The 20603-nt window shown below is 50.5% G+C and carries 19 protein-coding genes; 17 read left to right on the forward strand and 2 right to left on the reverse strand.

The window, feature by feature from the left end; all coding sequences use genetic code 11:
• Position 1 precedes the first annotated feature (1 nt).
• The 3 genes from tmk to ricT are packed head-to-tail and all read left to right on the forward strand — an operon-like array spanning position 2 to position 3327.
• Positions 2-676, forward strand: coding sequence for a dTMP kinase (gene tmk / locus ACQY6Y_RS05555; RefSeq protein WP_428379319.1), 675 nt, complete (start codon positions 2-4; stop codon positions 674-676).
• On the forward strand, positions 677-1804 hold the full coding sequence (locus ACQY6Y_RS05560) for an ATP-binding protein (RefSeq protein ID WP_428379320.1): 1128 nt from the start codon (positions 677-679) through the stop codon (positions 1802-1804). It begins immediately after the preceding gene.
• Positions 1801-3327, forward strand: a complete 1527-nt coding sequence (ricT, locus tag ACQY6Y_RS05565) for a regulatory iron-sulfur-containing complex subunit RicT (RefSeq protein WP_428379321.1) — start codon at positions 1801-1803, stop codon at positions 3325-3327. Before ACQY6Y_RS05560 ends, ricT begins: the two co-directional genes overlap by 4 nt.
• 5 nt (positions 3328-3332) lie before the next feature.
• Here the strand turns inward: ricT and dtd are convergent, their stop codons facing one another.
• The gene (gene dtd / locus ACQY6Y_RS05570; protein WP_428379322.1) at positions 3333-3785 is read right to left on the reverse strand and encodes a D-aminoacyl-tRNA deacylase; all 453 of its coding nucleotides are present in this window, start codon (positions 3783-3785) and stop codon (positions 3333-3335) included.
• Between the two features lie 125 nt (positions 3786-3910).
• Between dtd and ACQY6Y_RS05575 the strand changes: the two genes are divergently transcribed.
• The 5 genes from ACQY6Y_RS05575 to ACQY6Y_RS05595 all read left to right on the forward strand — a co-directional run bounded on the left by ACQY6Y_RS05575 (position 3911) and on the right by ACQY6Y_RS05595 (position 10761).
• Positions 3911-4885: an ROK family protein gene (locus ACQY6Y_RS05575; protein WP_428379323.1), complete on the forward strand. Its 975-nt coding sequence runs from the start codon at positions 3911-3913 to the stop codon at positions 4883-4885.
• Positions 4845-6065: an N-acetylglucosamine-6-phosphate deacetylase gene (gene nagA / locus ACQY6Y_RS05580; protein WP_428379324.1), complete on the forward strand. Its 1221-nt coding sequence runs from the start codon at positions 4845-4847 to the stop codon at positions 6063-6065. Before ACQY6Y_RS05575 ends, nagA begins: the two co-directional genes overlap by 41 nt.
• A 352-nt stretch (positions 6066-6417) precedes the next feature.
• Complete coding sequence (gene pheS / locus ACQY6Y_RS05585; RefSeq protein ID WP_428379325.1) at positions 6418-7497, forward strand: phenylalanine--tRNA ligase subunit alpha; 1080 nt, start codon at positions 6418-6420, stop codon at positions 7495-7497.
• 13 nt (positions 7498-7510) lie between these two features.
• Positions 7511-9976 (forward strand): phenylalanine--tRNA ligase subunit beta, encoded by a 2466-nt coding sequence (pheT, locus tag ACQY6Y_RS05590; protein ID WP_428379326.1) that lies wholly within the window; start codon positions 7511-7513, stop codon positions 9974-9976.
• A gap of 110 nt (positions 9977-10086) precedes the next feature.
• Positions 10087-10761, forward strand: a complete 675-nt coding sequence (locus ACQY6Y_RS05595; protein ID WP_428379328.1) for a hypothetical protein — start codon at positions 10087-10089, stop codon at positions 10759-10761.
• Here the strand turns inward: ACQY6Y_RS05595 and ACQY6Y_RS05600 are convergent, their stop codons facing one another.
• Positions 10762-11532, reverse strand: coding sequence for a hypothetical protein (locus ACQY6Y_RS05600; RefSeq protein ID WP_428379329.1), 771 nt, complete (start codon positions 11530-11532; stop codon positions 10762-10764). It lies immediately after the preceding gene.
• 51 nt (positions 11533-11583) lie between these two features.
• On the opposite strand from ACQY6Y_RS05600, the gene ACQY6Y_RS05605 reads away from it, so the two are divergent.
• The 9 genes from ACQY6Y_RS05605 (at position 11584) to ACQY6Y_RS05645 (ending at position 20363) form a co-directional block, all read left to right on the forward strand.
• A complete protein-coding gene (locus tag ACQY6Y_RS05605; RefSeq protein ID WP_428379330.1) occupies positions 11584-12366 on the forward strand; it encodes a GntR family transcriptional regulator in 783 nt (260 codons plus the stop codon).
• Between the two features lie 200 nt (positions 12367-12566).
• Complete coding sequence (locus tag ACQY6Y_RS05610; protein ID WP_428379331.1) at positions 12567-13559, forward strand: dihydroxyacetone kinase subunit DhaK; 993 nt, start codon at positions 12567-12569, stop codon at positions 13557-13559.
• Positions 13560-13586: 27 nt separating this feature from the next.
• Entirely contained in the window at positions 13587-14231 is a 645-nt protein-coding gene (locus ACQY6Y_RS05615) for a dihydroxyacetone kinase subunit L (RefSeq protein WP_428379955.1), read from the forward strand.
• Between the two features lie 93 nt (positions 14232-14324).
• Positions 14325-16028, forward strand: a complete 1704-nt coding sequence (locus ACQY6Y_RS05620) for a dihydroxyacetone kinase family protein (protein ID WP_428379332.1) — start codon at positions 14325-14327, stop codon at positions 16026-16028.
• A gap of 148 nt (positions 16029-16176) precedes the next feature.
• Entirely contained in the window at positions 16177-16647 is a 471-nt protein-coding gene (locus ACQY6Y_RS05625) for a PTS sugar transporter subunit IIA (RefSeq protein ID WP_428379333.1), read from the forward strand.
• A gap of 75 nt (positions 16648-16722) precedes the next feature.
• Complete coding sequence (locus ACQY6Y_RS05630; protein WP_428379334.1) at positions 16723-17025, forward strand: PTS sugar transporter subunit IIB; 303 nt, start codon at positions 16723-16725, stop codon at positions 17023-17025.
• A 112-nt stretch (positions 17026-17137) separates the two neighbouring features.
• Positions 17138-17665, forward strand: coding sequence for a hypothetical protein (locus ACQY6Y_RS05635; RefSeq protein ID WP_428379335.1), 528 nt, complete (start codon positions 17138-17140; stop codon positions 17663-17665).
• A gap of 134 nt (positions 17666-17799) precedes the next feature.
• Positions 17800-18615, forward strand: a complete 816-nt coding sequence (gene rhaD, locus ACQY6Y_RS05640) for a rhamnulose-1-phosphate aldolase (RefSeq protein WP_428379336.1) — start codon at positions 17800-17802, stop codon at positions 18613-18615.
• A gap of 350 nt (positions 18616-18965) precedes the next feature.
• Positions 18966-20363: a PTS galactitol transporter subunit IIC gene (locus tag ACQY6Y_RS05645; protein ID WP_428379337.1), complete on the forward strand. Its 1398-nt coding sequence runs from the start codon at positions 18966-18968 to the stop codon at positions 20361-20363.
• Positions 20364-20603 lie beyond the last annotated feature (240 nt).

Genomic DNA, 20603 nt, shown 5'->3' on the forward strand with positions numbered 1-20603 from the left:
TATGACAGAAGGTCTCATGCGGGCACAAGGAGTGCAGCAAGGCGCATTCATAACGCTCGAGGGGCCAGATGGTTGTGGTAAGTCGACACAGGCTCGAATGTTAGCTGAGGCGCTTTCTAAGGACTCTACTGAGGTACTTAGTATTCGTGAGCCAGGTGGTACAGACATATCTGAGCGTATCCGTAAGCTCCTGCTTGATCCCGCCAATAACAGTATGAGCGCGGAATGCGAGCTTTTGCTCTACGAAGCCTCACGAGCGCAGCTCGTTAATCAGGTAATAAAACCGGCCTGTGCTCGTAATGCCATTGTGATATGCGATCGTTTTTATGATTCGACGTATGCCTATCAGGCAGGCGCCCGTGGCTTGGATAAAGGTATGGTTGCGTGGGCTAATACGCTTGGATCGTGCGGATGTGTTCCCATCAGGACTATTTTGCTTGATCTCGAACCCTCAATTGCATTCAGACGTGCTGCTAAAGAGGGGACACCCGACAGGCTCGAAGCAGAAGGCCTGTGCTTTCAGGAGCGTGTGCGTGCGGCTTATCTGGAGCTTGCTCAACGCGAGCCTGAACGCATTTGCGTGGTTGATGCTTCAGGAAGTCCTGAGATGGTGCATGATCGTATTATTGAGGCTCTCGGTGACCTCAACCTTCCTTTTGCGACGGGGGTGTCGTAGGTGGCAACTACGATAGGAGCTGCTCTCGAACGCCTTTCGGGGCAACCTCGTGTGCGCGAGTTTCTTCTTGCGGCAGTTCGTGAAAACCATCTTTCACATGCATATCTCTTTACGGGAGCACCCGGCTCGGGACAACTTGAGACTGCACGAGCTTTAGCTCAGTGCATCGTATGTCCTCAAGGTGGAGATGGCACGTGCGATGAATGTATCCGCGTGGCGCATGGAACACACCCTGATGTGCATCTTATAGCTCCTGAAGGTATAAGCAGCTATCTCGTAGAGCAAGTGCGCAATCTCATTGATGATGTTCAGCTGGCTCCTGTGCGCTCAACAGCTAAGGTTTATATTCTGGAACGTGCAGAACTGCTGCGTGGGGCACCGGCAAACGCTTTGCTCAAAACGATCGAAGAGCCACCTCAAGGTGTGGTGTTTATTCTCATTGCTCGTTCAGTAGATGCTGTTTTACCGACCATTGCATCCCGTTGTCAATTAGTGCCATTTCGAGTTGTTCCTCCCGCATCCGCCGCAGCCAACCTTGAACAAACAACAGGGGCGAGTGGTATGGAAGCACGCATTGCCCTTGCTGTTGCAGGAACACCTGAGCATGCTGCAGAATTTCTTGCTTCACCTGGCAGGCGAGAAGCACGTCGTCTTATGCTGCGGACAATTTCTGAATTGCCGCGTGATGATGGTTGGGACGTTCTATCGTCGGCACAGGAGCTCATTGCCGCTGTACGTGTGCCCGTCTCCGAGACGCGCGAAGCGCTTTCAGCTATGGCTGAGCAGGACAGCGACTTTCTCTCTCCAAAAGCCATGAAGCGTATGGAAGATGCTCAAAAGCGTGAGCTTTCGGCGCGTGAACGTTCAGGTATGATGGAACTTCTGGCAGCAGCAGAGAGTCTTTTGCGTGATGCGTTGGTTTATGCGGAAAACGCAGGAACAGAAAATGGCCCTGTTAATGCAGACGTGGCTGAGCTCGTTGCTCGTCTCTCAGTCAAACCCGGTCCCGTTGGACTTATTCATGCGCTTGATGTTATCAGGCGCGCCGCTGATGATGTGGCTCACAATGTTTCACCTCAGCTGGCTCTCGAAGCCATGCTCTTTTCTCTCAAGGAGGCCCTTGGATGATCTCCGTTATCCCCGTAAAGTTTGCCTATGCAGTACATGAGCTCTGGTTCGATCCAGGTGAAACCGGTGCTCAGGCTGCCGATCACGTTATTGTTTCCACAGAGCGTGGAACCGAAATAGGTTTAGTTACTCGCGATGCCTTTGAGGTAACACCTGAAGAGCTGGGCGATACGATAGAGGACGCTACACTCCAACCAGTTTTGCGCGTGGCTACAGCCGACGATCTTGCTTATGCCGAAGTGCTTGCTGAGAAGGGAACGGAGGCACTTCCAGTTTTCCGTCGCGCGGTTGAAAATCTTGAACTCGATATGAAGCCCGTGGGGGTCGAGTATCTTTTTGGTGGCGAAAAGGTAGTTTGCTATTTTGCTGCTGAAGATAGGATTGATTTCCGTCAGCTCGTGCGCGACCTTTCACATGAGCTGCATGAGCGTATTGATATGCGGCAGATTGGTGTTCGCGAAGAGGCGGCCATTGTGGGTGGCTATGCTCATTGTGGACAAGAGCTCTGCTGCGCACGTTTTGGTCGTCAATTTGAACCGGTTTCTATCCGTATGGCAAAAGAGCAGGATTTACCGCTCAACTCCAATAAAATATCGGGTGCATGTGGTCGCCTGATGTGTTGCTTGCGCTATGAATTTGAGGCATATCGAGACTTTAAGAGTCGTGCACCCAAAAAGAATGCGGTTATCGATACGCCGCTTGGCAAAGCAAAGATTGTTGAATACGACACGCCGAAAGAACAGCTTTGTCTGCGTTTAGAAAGTGGAAAGCAAGTACGCGTTCCTCTTGCAGAAATGGAAGCTTCTGAGGCTGCGCATAAGAAGTCGGAAGAACTTGGATGTCCTTGTCGTCCCGATACCGTACTTCGCTCCACATTAGAAAAGATTAACTCGCCACAAATTCAGATGGCCTTAGCAGAGCTCGATAGGAAAAACGGTCTTACTCCGGCTGAGGTATTTGATGTGGACGACCTCTTTGTCAATCCAGTATGCAGGCAGCAAGTGGTGGAAGAGCCGTCCCGATCTGCTGCAACAACTGAGAAAAAGACCAAGTCTTCCAATAAAACTTCTGCTAAAACTAACGCCTCACAAGAAGAGCAGGGAAAGGCTAAGCCAACGCGCAGACGGCGTGTGCGCAAGAGCTCCCAGGCTCAACCTGCACAGCAGCAACAAGAACGCCGTTCTTCAGAAAATGCTGCCGCTCAGGCTGCATCTGCACCAACGCGTCGCAGACGTCACCATCGGGTAGCGGCTTCTGAAAAGCAGCAATCTGCAAGTCCTTCGGCAGGTACAAGAACGCGCCACACGCGTCGTCCTGGTGATAAGGGCGGTGCACAGGCTCGTCAGCCTCAGGCAAATACCAAACGTCAGGCACGCCAAGATAATCAGGAGCGTCGTTCTCTGCGATCGCGCAACAACGAGGCGGGAGAAACAACGCCGCGTCGCAGGCGTCACCACCGCGGTGGGCGTGGCCGTGGACATAGCGAAGGCAATGCTTCTTCGCGTGGCAACAGCTCAAACTAACGAACTTACATGCCTAACTCAGCGCTATCGAGCCAAATCGTGAACGGCCCATCATTTATGAGGGAAACGCTCATGTTTGCTCCAAATGAACCGCGGCCTACGGTAAAGCCGTCTTGTTCGGCTGCTTCACAAAAATGCTCGTAAAGCATGTTGGCTAGTTCTGGTTGGGCAGCATCGATAAAAGAGGGACGATTTCCCTTCCTACAATTTGCATAGAGGGTGAATTGGCTTACAACGAGCAGTTCACCCTCAACATTTGCGAGTGATAAATTCGTTTTGCCTTGATCATCCTCAAAAATGCGCAGGTTACGAATTTTGTGCCAGAAACGTTGTACGACCTCATCGGTGTCATGAGGTCCTATGCCAAGTAAGATGAGTAAACCGTGCTGACACGAACCTATAACTTGCTGATCTACAGAAACCTGCGCTTCTTTAACCCGTTGTATGACAGCTCGCATAGGCGCTCCTCTGTGAAAGTTGATAACGATAAAAGAGTGTATCCGCTCGTTTGTGGTACTGCTCGTGGCATGGTAATTATCTTGCGAGATACTGACGAAAAATAGTTCATGCGCAAGGAGGATGTATGGATAATCAGCCGACTGCAATAGATTCAGGTCATGAACTTTTGTTGGGTATTGATGTGGGAGGCACGTCCGTTAAAGCGGGTCTTTTCACAACGGAGGGAAAACTTTTAGGAGAGGCGTCGGTTCCGACGCCAGCGCTTATCACTGAAGAAGCATATGCGGTGGTAACTACCTGTTTGGATGAACTTGTCCAACAACATGGCGATGGAAATAACGTCATAGGTATCGGACTTGATATTCCAGGTCCCATTGGCGAGGACGGACTTCCGGGATTTATTCCAAATGCTCAGATTGATCTGCTTGGTCTTGAAGCAGCAATCATGCGCTCGTATCCACATGCCATATTAGCCGCGCTGAACGATGCAAATGCCGCTGCTCTGGGAGAGCTCTGGCGGGGCGCTGCGCAGGGCGAGCGGAGTGTTGTGTTTGTAACACTTGGCACTGGTGTTGGCGGAGGCATCGTATGTGATGGCAAGTTGGTTGCTGGCAAGAATGGATGTGCGGGAGAGATAGGCCATCTTACGGTCAATCCTCATGAAAGTCGCGTGTGTGGATGCGGGCGAAAAGGATGTTTGGAGCAATACGCTTCGGCAACCGGTGTGGTGTATTCCTATAAAGCGGCATGTGCTCGTTTAGGCATAAATCCCTGCTCTTTAACGGGCCTCAGTGATTCTCGATCGGTGTTTGAGGCTTTTGAAGCTGGCGATAAAGCTGCTGCCGAAGCAATTCGTATCATGTGTTCCAGTCTCGCTTTCGCTCTTTCCTGTGTTGCTGCTACCGTGAATCCGGGCGCCTTTGTCATAGGAGGTGGCATGGGCGAGGCATTCGATATTTTTTCGGAAGAGCTTATTGCCCGTTATCGTGAGCAATGCTTAAGTCCTGTAACGGAAACACGTTTTGAACGTGCAAGCCTGGGAAATAAAGCTGGAATGTATGGAAGTGCTTATCAAGCACTTATGTTGGCGAGGTCGTAAGCATATGAACTCTTTTGCTGTTCATGCCCATACGTTTGTACTGCCTGGATCGTTAGCTGGCCCAGGGTATTTAAGCGTAGTAGATGGCACTATTGGTAGTTGGTCTCCCACCCCTCCTCAAGGTTTTGAAATCGTAGAACAGCTTGATGCATGGGTTGCTCCTGGGTATGTAGATATTCATATACATGGGTTTTCGGGCCATGATGTGATGGACTGCGATGCTGAGGGAGTGCTTATTGCAGCACAGAAGTTACTGCAAGCAGGTACCACCTCCTGGACGCCCACAACACTTACGCAGCCTCAAGATGAGATAGAGCAGGCATGTAAGTGTGTTGCTCAGGCAAAAAAGAAGCAAGCCGAATCGGGATATAGCTCACGCATACAGGGCATTTTTCTTGAGGGACCCTTCTTCGTTGCCGATCGAGCGGGTGCGCAGAATCCACGAAATATGCTCGACCCCAATATAGCTTTAATCAATCGTTGGCAGCAGGTATCCGATGGCCTTATTACGAGATGCTCTTTAGCTCCAGAGCGTTCTGGTTCCGAAACATTCTGTGCCCAGGCAACAGAAATGGGTGTTGTCTGCTCTTTGGGTCACTCTAATGCGACCTATGAGCAAGGATTGGCTGCTGTGGCGGCAGGGGCACGTGTTTTTGTACACACCTACAATGCAATGAGCGGACTGCTGCATCGTTCTCCAGGTTTAGTGGGGTGTGCTATGGCTACGCCCACCACTACAGCAGAGCTTATTTGTGATGGCTTGCATGTGGCACCAGGTGCCGTAGCTGCGCTTGTTGCAGCAAAGGGCTGGGAACATGTGGCACTTGTTTCCGACTGTTTGCGCTGTGGTGGTATGCCTGAGGGCGACTATATGTTGGGTGATTTTCCCATTCGTGTTACTGAGGGAGTCGCACGTCTTATCCAAGAAGATGGAACTCTTGGAAATATAGCTGGCTCTACGCTTACTCTTGCCCGTGCTGTACAGAATGTTGTTGCTTGGGGGGTGGCATCACCAGAGCAAGCTATCCGCATGGCATCTGAGGTGCCTGCTCGTGCTGCTGGAATAGAAAAAAGCTGCGGCAGCTTGCGTACAGGGATGCCAGCAGATTTTAATATTTTGGCGCCCGACCTTAGTGTGCGTTCAACGTATCTTGCGGGTCGTCTTGTGACAGAGCAATAAGGAGTTCAATACCTGTTTCACCAACGAAGGGTATGTGCTATCCTTGCCCGAAGGCAATGACGGAGAGGTTGAGACGTCGCGTTACCAGCGGACAGAGATGGGAGTCACCGGCTGAGAGCTCCCTCCAAGGTAGATGTCTTGAGTTCACTCTATCAGCTGCGACTTGAACAGATACCTCTATAGCGGGTGTGTCTCAGTAGGGAAGCCGTCGCTCCACGAAACGGAGATAAAGAGTGGATGTGCGCAACTCATAATGCGTTACATCAACCGAGGTGGTACCGCGGATCAATCCGTCCTTGGACAGCAGCATGGCTGTGCAAGGACGGTTTTTTTATCGAGAAGGGATGACACAATGTCGATGTCCGACGACCTCAGGACCATTGAGGCCCAAGTGACAGAAGGGCTTGCTGCCGCTACTGATCTGGATGCGCTTGAGGCTCTTCGTGTTTCCGTGCTTGGCAGGAAGGGCAAGCTGACCGCAATTATGCACTCCATGGGTAAGCTGACTCCGGAGGAGCGTCCGGCTATGGGCAAGCTTGCCAATGAAGTTCGTACTCGCGTGGAAGCGAGCATCAATGCTCGCCGTGAAGAGCTTGCAGCAGAGCTTATGGAAAAACGCATGGCAGCTGATGCTTGCGACGTTACACTTCCAGGCAGGCGTTTCTCACCTGGTACACAGCATCTTATTAACCAGATTCGTGAGGAAATCGAAGATATCTTCTGCGGTTTGGGATATACCGTTGAAGACGGACCGTATGTAGAGACTACGTGGTACAACTTCACCGCACTGAATGCTCCTGAGGATCACCCGAGCCGTTCTGCTAAAGATACGTTCTATGTTGTTGACAATGCACCTGGTAGCGTGGCACACGCAGAAGAGACCAACGTCCAGGGCGAGTCAGATATTTTGCTGCGCACACAAACGTCAGGCGTGCAAGTGCATGTTATGGAGCAGAAGAAACCTCCTATTTATATGATTTGTCCGGGCACGGTATTTCGTCCCGATACCGCGGATGCCAACCATCTGCCACAATTCACACAAGTCGAAGGTCTTGTTGTAGATGAGGGCATTACGTTCGGCGATCTCAAGGGTACGCTCGATTATTTCTGCCGTGAGATTTTTGGACGTGACCGTGCGACACGTTATCGTCCTCACTTCTTCCCATTTACTGAGCCCTCTTGTGAGGTCGATGTTTCTTGTGGTGTTTGCGGTGGTAAGGGTTGCCGCTTCTGCAAAAACACTGGCTGGCTTGAGATTTTGGGTGCCGGAATGGTAGACCCCAACGTATTTGAGTACTGCGGGATTGACCCCGAGAAGTACACCGGGTTTGCCTTTGGCATTGGTGTTGAGCGCGTGGCTGCGCTTCGTTATGACTTACCCGACCTCCGCATGCTCATGACTGGTGACATGCGTTTCCTTAAACAGTTCTAAGAAGGAGAAGAACATGCGTGTCTCATACGAATGGCTCAAGAGCATGGTGGATGTGCCAGCAGACCCTGCTGAGCTTGTTCAGGAGCTTATTCGCACTGGTACAGAGGTAGAAGCAGTTGAACGTACAGGTGCTAACTTTGATCATGTGGTAACTGCTCAAATTGTGAGCAAAGAGCGTCATCCCAATTCCGACCATATGTGGCTTTGCAAAGTTGATGTGGGCGACAAGAATGTTGACGCTTCAGGAAATCCTGAGCCTCTACAGATTGTCTGTGGTGCTCAGAACTTTAACGAGGGCGACCATATTGTCTGCGCCATGATCGGCGCTGTTTTGCCAGGGGATATCAAGATTAAAAAGAGTAAGCTGCGCGGTATCGAGAGCTGTGGTATGAACTGCTCTGCTCGCGAGCTTGGTATCGGATCAGATCATGATGGCATTATGATCCTCCCTGAAGATGCGCCAGTAGGTATGGATCTTGCCGATTATCTGGGTTCCTCTGATACGGTTATTGATTGTGAGATCACCCCAAACCGTCCCGACTGTCTTTCTATGACAGGATTTGCGACAGAGGTCTCAGCTATCTTTGATAAGGACACTCACTTTGAGCTTCCTCAGCTTTCAAACACTTCCGGCCCGGATGCGTCTGAGCTTGTAGATGTCACTATCGATGATCCTGAACTTTGCAGTCGTTATACTGCCCGTGTCGTGCGCAATGTGAAAATTGGGCCTTCGCCAGAGTGGCTTGCCCAGCGCGTGTCTGCTGCGGGCGGACGTTCTATCAACAACGTTGTAGATGTTACCAACTACGTGATGTACCTTACGGGCCTTCCCATGCACGCCTTTGATCTTGGCACCCTTTCTGAGCGTGATGGTAAGCGCCACATTGTGGTTCGTGCTGCTCATGAAGGTGAGAAACTCACGACGCTTGATGGTCAGGAGCGCACCCTCACACCAGATATGGCGGTTATTTCTGATGATGGTGGCGTAGCAGTTGGTTTGGCTGGCGTCATGGGTGGACTCGATTCAGAGATTACCGACACTACAACCGACGTTCTTCTCGAAGTAGCAAACTTCTCCTCCGGTCATATCTCGCGTACCAGCCGTAATCTTGATCTTATGAGCGAAGCTTCTATTCGCTACGAGCGCCAGGTTGACGGTACAAGCTGTGATGAGGTTTCTCAGATCGCAGCAGCATTGTTTGAAGAGTGCTGCTCAGCGGAAGTATGCCCTGGTGTTGTGGACGTATATCCTGGTAAAGAGGCTGATGCGCCCGTTCAGATTACGCTGCGTCCTTCCCGTGTGTGCCTGCTTGCCGGAGCACAGATTCCCGAGGACTTCATGGTGACGCGTTTGCAACGTCTGGGTTGTGCGGTTGAGAAGACCGGTGAGGATAATCTCTGTGTAGTTGCTCCCACCAATCGTCCGGATTTGCTGCGAGAGGTTGACCTTATTGAGGAGGTCGTGCGTCTGTGGGGTGAGGGTGACATTGAGCCAACACTTCCTGCAGCCCGCAACCATGCTGGTGGTTTAACGACAGAACAGCGTCGTACACGTACTATTGGTGCCACGTTGCGTGCGTGTGGCCTTTCTGAAACCTCAACATATTGTTTTGCTGCACCCAACGATCTTGGGCGTCTTGGCATTTCTGAAAAGGGTCGTGGTGTACCCGTAAAAATTATTCGCCCGCTTGTTGCTGAGCAGTCTGAGATGCGTCGAGATATGCTTCCCGGCTTGCTTGCTTCTGTGGCATATAACCTCGACCATGGTGTGTCGAATGTTGCACTTTATGAGATTGGCCGCGTGTTCTATGGACATGAGCATCGTAGTTTGCCTGATGAGCCGAGCTACGTATGTGGCGTCTTGGCTGGCAAGCGTGCAGATGATGCCTGGAATCAACGGTTTGCAGATTACGACTTCTACGATGCAAAGGGTGTTGTAGAGGAACTGCTTGATTCGTTGCGTATTACTAAAGTGCGCTTTAAGCCAGTAGATGCAGAGGAATACGCTTTTCTGCAGCCTGGCCGAGCGGCAGAGGTGCTTGCCGGAGGCGAGCTTATTGGCTGGGTTGGCAATATCCATCCTCGCGCTCTTCGCGCTGTCGATATTGATGTGCCTGTCGTAGCTTTTGAGCTTTCGCTTGCAGCACTGCTCCGCCTGGCACATGATGAGCTGCCTTATGAGGATGTGCCAACACTGCCCGGTGTTGAGGTTGACCTTGCGCTTGTTGTTGACGAGTCGGTTACCTACGAGCAGCTTATGCAGCGTATATCTTCTGCTGGTGGCAAGTTGCTTGCTGAGGCACATCTATTTGATGTTTATCGTGATGAAAAGCGCGTTGGTGCGGGTAAGAAATCGATGGCATTTTCGCTTACCTATCGAGCAGCAGATCATACGCTTACCTCGGAAGAGGTTGAGAAGGTACACAATAAGCTGGTCACTAAGCTCACCCGTGGTTTAGGAGCTGAAGTTCGTAGTTAAAGCTCTGGAAAAGCTTATTGTTCTCTGTTCCCGAACGTTTCATTGGACCTGCTTCGACTAAGATTCGAAGCAGGTCTTTCTGAAATTCAATAGGTATTTGGAGCGTTTATATGCCGAGTTGGAATATACATACCGCCCATGTTGAGCGACTTTTAGCAGAATATGACCAGGAGGAGCTCGGCATTCATGATGTTAATTGCTTCCTATTTGGCAATCTTGTTCCTGATATTTACGTAGGGTATATGGTCGCCCATACTACAAGGACTATTCCATATGGAGCAACGCATCTTACAGATCCTACGTTTATGCCTCTGCCCGATGCAGATCTTTTTTGGGATTCATATGTTGTGTCCCGCCCAGGTCTACAAGAAGCGACCGATCTTACACTTGGAGCGTGGGCACATCTTGTGGCAGATAGGTGTTACAACGGCGCGGTGCGTCGCGTGATAGCGAATAAAGATTTGCCCCATGGTGATGAGCTTCGCATTCGTAAGCAGGCTGACTTTGATGCATTTGGTCGTATGCTCACTATCACTTCAGTGCCTCATGAGACTGATGAACTCTTGCGTCAGGCGCAAGCATTCCCCCAATATCCTTTAGCTCAAAGTGATGTATTGGCTGCTCTCGATGCTGCAAAAACAATTGTTGATAAAAATCGTGAGGAACACCTTGCTGAGGAGCCCGATTGGAATCTCCTTGATGCGGCCTTTTTTGCTCAGACGTTTGAGGAGACTCATCAGGCTATTGCTACTCAGCTGCAAAAGCGAGCTCAGGGGCTTTTATAATTATCCGTGGTGATGATCAATGGAGCTGGGTGCCAGGTGCTTCCGTGTTCTGTTGGGGTACTCCCAAAGTAGAACCTCTCGAGAAATAATGTCATCCCAAAGAATGGGGTGAATTCGAGTTTGCGGTATCAAGGTAATTTCTTTACCGGATGCATTTTTAAGTGCTTCTGCAAGCTTTTGAGCTTCCGATCTGTTCATCTGAGGCGTATCTTCCACTACTACAACACAGGTCTTCTCTCCCGTGAGAAGCCAGAGCGCTTCGTAGGGCGGATGTTCTTGCGACTCGATATGAAGGCTCGCTATTGCCTGCGAAAGAGCCTTTACAAGAGCAGTGTCTTTTTCCGGAGCCTTCTTTGACATGTCTGGTTGTGGCCATTGCGATGCGCTCCGTGACATGACGTTATCCATATACGTGCGAGCTTTAATAACACGAATGTCATTAGTCAACTCACGCGTACAGGTGTTAGCAAGAGTATTGGCAATATCCCAAGTGGTTGAAAGGTCTGACTCATCCATATGAAAAGGCGCTGCGGGATCGGTGAGGTCTGGAAGATCCTTGAGAAGGTGCCATGGGATGGCCGGAAGCGTAGCACGTGTTTTTGGACTTACTGCCTGAGCATGAGCTACAAGACTTGCAAGCTGTGTACACACGGCACTTCGATCGAGCGGTGTGTTCTTAAAGGCCACTTCATTGAGATGTGGACGCTCAAGAAGATGCTTAAGGCTATACGCATCCTGCCAAAGCATAAATAAGGCACGCTGTTCTTCCATGGAGCTACCTCTCAACTGCATGAAGTGCTTTTTGGTGTGTATGAGGAGTGTATGCTATTAAGCGATACAACCTCAAACTACATGGGAGGGGCGTTGGAAACGCTAGATAAAAATGGAAACGTGCCACTTCATGTACAGGTATCTGACTTTGTACGTGAGAAAATCTATTCTCGCGAGTGGGGAGTAGAAGAACGAATTCCTTCAGAGCATGAGTTGATGGCCATGCTGGGTCTTTCTCGTGGAACAGTTCAGAAGGGTATTCGCGCTCTTGTGGATGAGGGGTTGCTTGTTCAGCAACGGGGCAGAGGTACCTACGTAACCCAACCCGTTATGGCGCGTCCATCCTCCAATCGGTTACTTTCGTATGCAGAGTCAATGCATGCACAAGGGATTGATTTTGTCACGCGGGTAGTGGAGCTTAGGCGCGAGACAGCGGGAAAGGCGTGTGCCCAATTCTTGCAGCTCAATCAAGGTGAGAAGTGCTTGTATCTTTCAAGAGTGCGCTCCGTTGATAATAAGCCTGTTATGTTCATCGAAAGCCATCTCAATATCCGTGTAGCTCCCGGTCTCGAGATGGTTGATTTTTCTCAAGAAGGATTGTTTGCTGCTGTTGAACGTCTCAGTGGCCGCGGTGTTGGTTCTTCTGAAGTGACGTATAGGGCGCGCACCGCAGGACGTATGCGTGCAAAATACTTGGAATGCGATGAACACACTCCCATTTTGGAATGTGCTCAGCTTGTCCGTTTGGATGATGGGACGCCGGTGGAATGGGGCAGTGTTTGGCTGCCTGCCAATCGTTGTGTTATTAGTTCTGAGACGCGTCGTGAGGTCTGAAATTCTCGAATTTGAGGGGTGTTCTATCCCTCATTTGGTCTGATTTGTGTGCCATTTGGAGAAAAATACAAAAATTTTGCTACCAAATGGCAGACTTACCACGACCTTCGACCGATGCTTATGTTTGGCAGAACTCCGTATGAGATAATCAGTCCAATACCAGGTTCGTTCTTTATGAAGGAAGGAAGGAACAGGGAGTCATGAAGAAGATTATCAACGCACCTGAGAACTACACCGATGAGATGTTGCAAGGCATCTATGCCGCACATCCCGATAAGGTGAAGTGCACGGCTGACGATTTGCGTTGCTTTTGCATCGCAAACAAGAAGCCGGGCAAAGTAGCCATCATTACTGGCGGTGGTACTGGTCACCTGCCGCTGTTCCTTGGCTATGTTGGCGAAGGCCTTATCGACGGCTGCGGTGTTGGTGGCGTTTTCCAGTCGCCTTCTGCAGAGCAGATTTACAACATCGCCAAAGAGGTTGAGGCTGGCGCTGGTGTTCTGTTCCTGTATGGCAACTACACCGGCGATGTTATGAACTTTGACATGGCTGCTGAGATGCTCGATATGGACGATATCGAGACTCGTTCAATTACAGGCGCAGATGACGTTCTGTCCAACAAGAACCCCGAGGCCCGTCGTGGCGTAGCTGGCATTTTCTTTATGTATAAGGCTGCCGGTGCTAAGGCCGACCAGATGGGCACCTTGGACGAGGTACTTGCTGCTGCTAAGAAGGCTGGCGACAACGTTCGTACCGTCGGTTTCGCTCTTACTCCCTGCATTGTCCCTGAAGTTGGTCATGCAAACTTCGAGCTTGGCGAGAATGAGATGGCCTTTGGTATGGGCATCCATGGTGAGCCGGGCGTTTGGAATGGCCCCATCAAGACCGCCGATGAGCTTGCTGAAGAGTCGGTTCGCGAGATCCTTGATGACATGCCGCTTGCTGAGGGCGATGAGGTAGCAGTACTTATCAATGGTCTGGGCGCCACCTCCATTGAGGAGCTCTACATTCTGAATAATTCTGTTCGCAAGCAGCTTGAGGCCAAGGGAATCAAGGTTTATCGCTCTTGGACCGGCGAGTACGCCACTTCCATGGAGATGATGGGTGCCTCTATCTCCATCTGCAAGGTTGACGATGAGCTCAAGGGCTACTTCGACTACCCAGTCGATACTCCGTTTATTTGCCAGCGCTAGAGCACATATCGTCTGGAGGCATTTGTGATGGAAAAGATCACCGTTAACGAGATTCCTGAGATGTTTGATCAGGTTGCTATTGTTTTCGCAGATAAGAAAGATGAGCTCTGCGAAATGGATGCCGCTATGGGCGATGGCGACCTTGGTCTCACTATGAGCAAGGGCTATGGCGCACTTCCTGGCTTCCTTCGTGATAATGCTGCCGAAGGCGATATTGGCAAGCAGCTCATGAAGAGCGGTATGAAGATGCAGAATGAGGTTCCTTCAACCATGGGAACCCTCATGAGCTCTGGCATTATGGAGGCCGGCAAGGCTTTTAAGGGCAAGGTTGAGCTTGTTCCTGCCGATATCGCTGCGTATGTTACTGCCTTTGCAGCTGGCATTAAGAAGCGCGGTAAGTGTGAGTTGGGCGATCGCACCATTCTCGATTCCGTGCATGCTGGAGCAGAGAAGGCACAGGCACTCGTTGATGCCAATCCTGATGCAAGTTTCCGCGATGTTATTTCCGCAGCTGTTGAAGGCGCTCATGAGGGCGTTGAGGCAACAAAGGATATGCTGCCCAAGTATGGTAAGGCTGCTGTCCACGCTGCCAAGGCAAAGGGTGTTGTAGACCAGGGTGCGCTTGCTGGTTACTACATGCTCGTTGGTCTGCAGAACTACTTTGAGGAATAGTACGTTGGCATTGATGCTGTAAGAGCTATGGCACCCGAGGCAGTACGCTGTTTTGTACTGCCTCGGGTTAATCTGTGAGAAAGGACTTGCTACATGCTCTTTAACGATCCTAAGACATTCCGTGAGGACATGCTTAAGGGATATGTTGCTGCATATCCTGATTATGTTGTAGAGGTTCCTGGCGGCGTTGCTCGTGCCACTAAGATGCCCGAAGGAAAAATTGCCGTTATCAATGGTGGTGGCTCAGGTCACTATCCAGCATTCTGTGGCATCATCGGCGACGGCTTTATGGATGCAACGGTTGTTGGTAACGTATTTACGTCTCCTTCAACTGAAGATGTGCTCGGTGTAGCTCGCTCTGTTGAGCAGGGCACTGGCGTCTTCATTGTGGGTGGCAACTATGCTGGCGACAAGATGAACTTCAACATGGCGCGTGACCGCCTTATTGAAGATGGTATTGACGCTCGTTCTTTCTTCATTACTGATGATGTGGCTTCTGCTACTACTGATGAGATTGAGAAGCGTCGCGGTAACGTCGGTACCTTCATGGTATTTAAGGCTGCGGGCGCAGCTGCAGCAGCTGGCGTTTCTTTCGACGATCTTGTCCGTATTACCACCAAGGCAAATGATCGTACCCGCACCATGTCGGTCGGATTCCGTGGCTGCACCCTTCCTGGTGCTGATGAGCCTCTCTTCCATGTTCCTCATGGCAAGATGGAGATTGGCCAGGGCATCCATGGTGAGCCTGGTGTAGGCGAAGGCGATTTGGCAAGCGCTGCTGAGGTTGCAGAATTGCTCGTGGATCGCGTACTTACTGAGGCACCTGCTGACAATTCAAAGCGCATTGCAGTTATTCTTGATGGTCTGGGCTCCACCAAGTACGAAGAGCTCTTCGTTGTATGGGGCACAGTGCGCCAGCTGCTCGAGGATAAGGGATACACCCTTGTTGAGCCGCTCGTGGGTGAGTTTGTCACCTCCCTCGATATGGAAGGCATTGCTCTGGCAGTTGAGTATCTTGACGATGAGCTCGAGACCTATTGGAGCGCTCCCTGCGATACTGCTTCTTTCCGCAAGGGCGCTAGCTCGATGGCTTCTGGTGAGCGCAAGGTCTACGCAGAGCTCACTGAGCAAGCGGATACTTTTGAAAAGGGTTCCGAAGCTTCTGAAAAGGCCGCTGACTACATCGTTGATGCCTTTGCGCGTATGCAGACTGCCATTGCTGACGCTGAGGAAGAGCTTGCAAAGATTGACGGTGTTGCTGGAGACGGCGACCATGGTCGTGGCATGGTAAAGGGTTCAACCTTTGCTGCTGAGGCTGCAAAAGATGCGCGCGAGAAGGGCGCAGCAGCTGGTTCTGTTCTTAAGGAAGCCGGTCGTGCTTGGGCTGCTAAGGCTGGTGGCACCTCTGGTGTTCTGTGGGGATCAGCGCTTGAGGCTGCTGGTGCCGTTGTGGGCGATCAGGCCGATGCCTATGATGCTCAGGTTGCTGCAGATGCAGTAAAGGCTGCTTATGAGAAGATGCTTTCTCTTGGTGGCGCTCACCGTGGCGATAAGACCATGCTCGATGCACTGATTCCATTTGGTGAGGCTCTTGAGGCTGCCGCTGGCGAAGGCAAGTCTCTTGAGGATGCCTGGGCTACTGCCGCAGAAATTGCTCAGAAGGCTGCTGAAGATACCGCTAATATGGTTCCTAAGGTTGGTCGTGCTCGTCCGGCTGCTGAGCGTAGTCTTGGTACGCCTGATGCAGGAGCAATTTCTATGGCTCTTTGCATTCGCACGGTTCTTCCTACTGAGTAAATATCGAAGGCGCCCTTTATTCATTTACGAATTGAGGGCGTCCGCCTGTTGACAATTTCTGGTCATTATGGCGAGATTAAGAGATAATTTGGGTATAACGTGTCCGTATCAAGGGAGATACGACACATAACACGAAAGGGGTCAATACATGGCTAACGCCGATACCGCACTCTTTAAGCCGGAACTCGTTTTCTTTGATATGGAGTGCAAGGATCGCGAGGACTTTTTCCAGCAGCTTCACGACAAGCTGGATGCCATGGGCTACATCAAGGATACCTGGCTGGAAGGTATTACAACTCGTGAGAAAAATTACCCCACCGGTCTTCGTTGCGAGGCCGCTGAGATTGCAATTCCTCACACGGATCCTCAGCACCTTGAGAAGCCTTATATCGCTATTGTTAAGCCCAAGACTCCCATTCGTTTTGAGCACATGGCTGGCGCTGGCGAGGATGTAGACGCTCAGCTTATTATTAATCTTGGTGTTCAGCGTGATGGTGGCCAGGTTGCCGTGCTTCAGAACCTCATGAACATCTTCATGAACAATGAGGCTGTGGAAGACATTATGGCTCAGACCACAGCTGAGGGCCTTATTGAGTCCATCACCTCTCGTTTCGAGTAAAACGAGGCTATAGTTGGTACTACGGCGAGACAAAGCGTCTCGCTGGGAAAGACATTCTCTTCAAGGAGGACTAGTATGACCGCTCGTATTATCGTTGCTTGTGGCTCCGGTGTAGCCACCTCCCAGACCGTCGCTTCCAAGGTCGAGCGTCTGCTCAAGGCCGACAATGTTGACGCCACCATCGAGGCTGTTGACATCAAGTCCATCAAGCACACCATTAAGCAGGCCGACATTTATATCTCCATTGTTAAGGAAGACACCGACTGGGGCATTCCTGTATTCAACGGTGTTGCATTCCTCACTGGCATTGGCCAGGACGCCGAGTACAAGAAGCTTCTTGCTGCTATCGACGAGGTTAACTCCCGTCCTAAGGCATAAGTAATTCGAGATATTTTCCGCACATCCAATTCGACGGAATGTGTATTCTCGGCTAACATGGATGGTCCACATCACAAGGATGTGGACCATCTTTTGTAACGAGAGGAATAACGTGTCTAAGAGCAAGAAGAAAAAATATATTGCGCCGGGCAACGCCTCATTGCGCAAGTATGAAGAGGAGCACCAGGCGCCTGAGAATAAATTTAATATTCCTAAGGCGGGATGGTTTGCCCTCGTTTTTCTCTCTGCGGCATTTCTTGTTTTGGGTTTGCTCACAAGTAGCATTTATTATGCTTTGCCAGCACTACTCATCATTTTGTTTGTAGATCGTTATGGCAAGGATTACATTCTCCAGGACTATAACGACATGTTGGAGAAGCGCAAAATTGCGATGGGTATGGCAGAGGATCTTTCTGACGATGAGCGAAAGAATCTCATGCAAGCACTTACCCAAGAGCGTCTGCGTCTTCGTCGTGAAAAGCGTGATCGCAAGAAAGCCGAGAAACTTGGTATTTCATACGATGACTATGTACAGGCAAAATACGGATCACAGAATACCGAGACGGATGATTCTGACAACAATGAAGAGCTGCCAGCATTGGAAGCTGCTTCAGATAATGAAGAGGATGAAAAAGCGTAGCAGGTTCTGCAGATTGAAAAAATATTCAAATCTACTGCAAGATTTTGCCAATTTATGACACAACCTGTTATGTTTTGAGTCGTAAGCTATAGGTATGCAAGTACTGCATTCACTAAAAAGGAAAGGGGAGAGATATGGCTGATTGGAAGCAGATCGGCGCCGTCAAGGAGGTCCAGGAGCTTGCCTATCTCATGTGGGACAAGAACTGGGACGAGGCCAATGGTGGCAACATTACGTATCTGCTGACAGATGAGGAGGTAGCTGAGCTTGGCTATACTCCAGGTGCTGGCCGCAAGGTAGATCTCAAGGTTCCTGATGGTGTTCGTGGCAAGTATGTTCTCGTTACTGCTACCGGCTCCTATTTCCGTGAGCTCCGTGACGATCCCGACCACCTGCTTGGCATTTGCTACATTCCTGAGGAAGGCGATTACTACGAGATCGCCTATGGTCTTGAGGACAACCGTCCGACTTCTGAGTTCCCTGCACACCTCGCTACACATGCTGCACGTCTTGCTGTTGATCCTGAGCAGCGTGTTGTTATGCACAACCATGCAACCAACGTGCTCGCTATGACGCATGTTGGTCCTACCGACGAGAAGGAATTCACCCTTGCTCTTTGGCGCATCATTCCTGAGGCAATCGTTCTGTTCCCCGAGGGCATTGGTCTTGTTCCGTTCATGGTTTGCGGAACCCAGGACATTGCAGACGCAACCCTCGAGAAGATGAAGGATCGTCGTTTCGTCGTCTGGCAGTATCACGGCGTCTTCAGCGCTGGTCATTCTCTGCACGATGCCTTTGGCCTGCTCGAGACTGTCGACAAGGTTGCTGGCGTCTATCTCGAGATGAAGCGTTGCGGCTGCGATAAGCAGGGCATCGATGATCAGGGTCTCCGCGATCTGTGCGAGCACTTTGGTCTTACCCCGCGCGCTGGCTACATTGAGGGCATGTAAGATTTCCTACATAGTTCTTTGTGGCACCCAGGAAGGCACACCACATGGTGTGCCTTCTTTTTTATGAATATCAAAAGCAATAAAGTTATAAAACAGAACATTACAAATATAGAGTCAGAAAAGGATAAGAGAAACAAATAAACTAAAAAGAGAAACTAATTAATATCTGAAAAACAAAACCCCATATCAGAGCGTTGTCTCAGGAAAACCAAGAAATTGAAGCTCAAAATAGAATCTTCGTAAGAACTTTGTGTTAGACTTATGGAGCACCATTTGAATATTTTGGTGCGTAATTGTTAAGGGAGAGAGCAAGTCAACAAAGCACCGCGAACTGGAGAAGGGAGAACTTGATGGATATTCTGTTAAATGTCGTTAACTATATCCTGGGATTTGGTGCAGCAGTATTCGTACCGCTGATCATGTTTGTCCTGGGTCTGTGCGTGAAGATGAAGCCGGGCGATGCGTTTATCGCAGCTCTGACTCTCGGCATTGCCTTCACGGGCATGAACACCATTACAAGCTTCATGACAGGCGCAATTCAGCCTGCCGCTGAGGGCCTTGCTGACAAGACCGGCCTTGCCCTCACCACCGTCGACACTGGTTGGCCTGCAATGTCCGCTATTGCTTGGGCTTGGCCTTTCGGCGTTCTGTGCTTCCCGCTTCTTATCGTCATCAACATCATCCTGTTGGTGACCAACAAGACCAACACTCTTAATGTTGACCTTTGGAACGTCTGGAACCTTCTGTTCACCGCCGTTCTTATCAACTATGCTTGCGAAGAGGCTGGCATGGGCACCACCGTTGCAATGGTTCTTGCATTTGTTGGTGCTGGCCTTATGGCCGCTCTTGGTATCAAGATCGGCGATATGTGGGCTCCTTCAATTGAGAAGATCACGGGCATCCCTGGCGTAACGGTTCCACACTCCATGACCTTCACCGCCGTTCTTATGTTCCCGTTTGAGCTCATCCTCGAGAAGATCCCTGCCATTCAGAACAACAATGTTGACGCTAAGTGGCTCCGCGATCACTTTGGTATCTTTGGTGAGAACTCCGTAATGGGCCTCATCATTGGTATCGTCCTTGGCGCTATCGCTTATGGCGAGCTCCAGGCTGCTCTGACCCTCGGTATCCAGGCCGCTACCGCAATGGTCCTCTTCCCGATGGTCTCCAAGCTCTTCATGCAGGCCCTTTCGCCGATCTCCGACGCTGTGGGTGACTGGATGAAGGCTAAGTTCCAGGACGGCCGTGAGCTTTACATCGGCCTTGACTGGCCTATCGTTGCTGGCTCGAACGAGCTCTGGGTTCTCACCATCCTGCTCATTCCTGTCGAGCTTATCTTCGCAGTTGTTCTTGCTCCTATCGGCAACACGGTCCTTCCGTTCGCTGGTATCATCAACACCTGCTGCGCCGTACCTGCACTGCTCCTCACCGGTGGCAACCTCATCAAGATGCTCATTCTTGGTATCATCGCCACCCCGGTGTACCTGATGGTTGGTTCTTCCTTCGCTGGCTACTGCACACGTCTGGCCCAGACTTGGTCGCCCGACTCGCTCGCTGGCATGGGCGAGAACCCCTCCATTACTTGGTCCACCATGGAGTGCCCCGACTTCCGTTGGGTTCTCGTCAACGGCCTCTCTGGTCACGTTGTCGCGATTGTGCTGCTCATTGTCTGGCTTGCGCTCTTCGTGCTTCTCTACAAGCACATGGCAAAGCGCAATGTCGAGATCAAGAAGGAGCTCGGCCGCTAAAGCATCTGCTTGCGGTTTGGCTTGCTCGCAATACTCTCTCATCCATCAAGCGGGACCCGTCTCCATTTGGAGGCGGGTCCTTGTTTATAGATAAACAACGAGCAACATGAGATGGATACATATAAATCTGTTTGCTTCTATAAAGCGATTGTTATCTCTATAAACAACCAGTTAAGAGTAGAGATTTGGCAATTCGTGATAGATACTGTCCTAGAATAGTAGGAGGGCAATATTTGATTA

The organism is Olsenella sp. Marseille-QA0557 (assembly GCF_965119725.1).
Lineage (GTDB): Bacteria > Actinomycetota > Coriobacteriia > Coriobacteriales > Atopobiaceae > Coprovicinus > Coprovicinus avistercoris.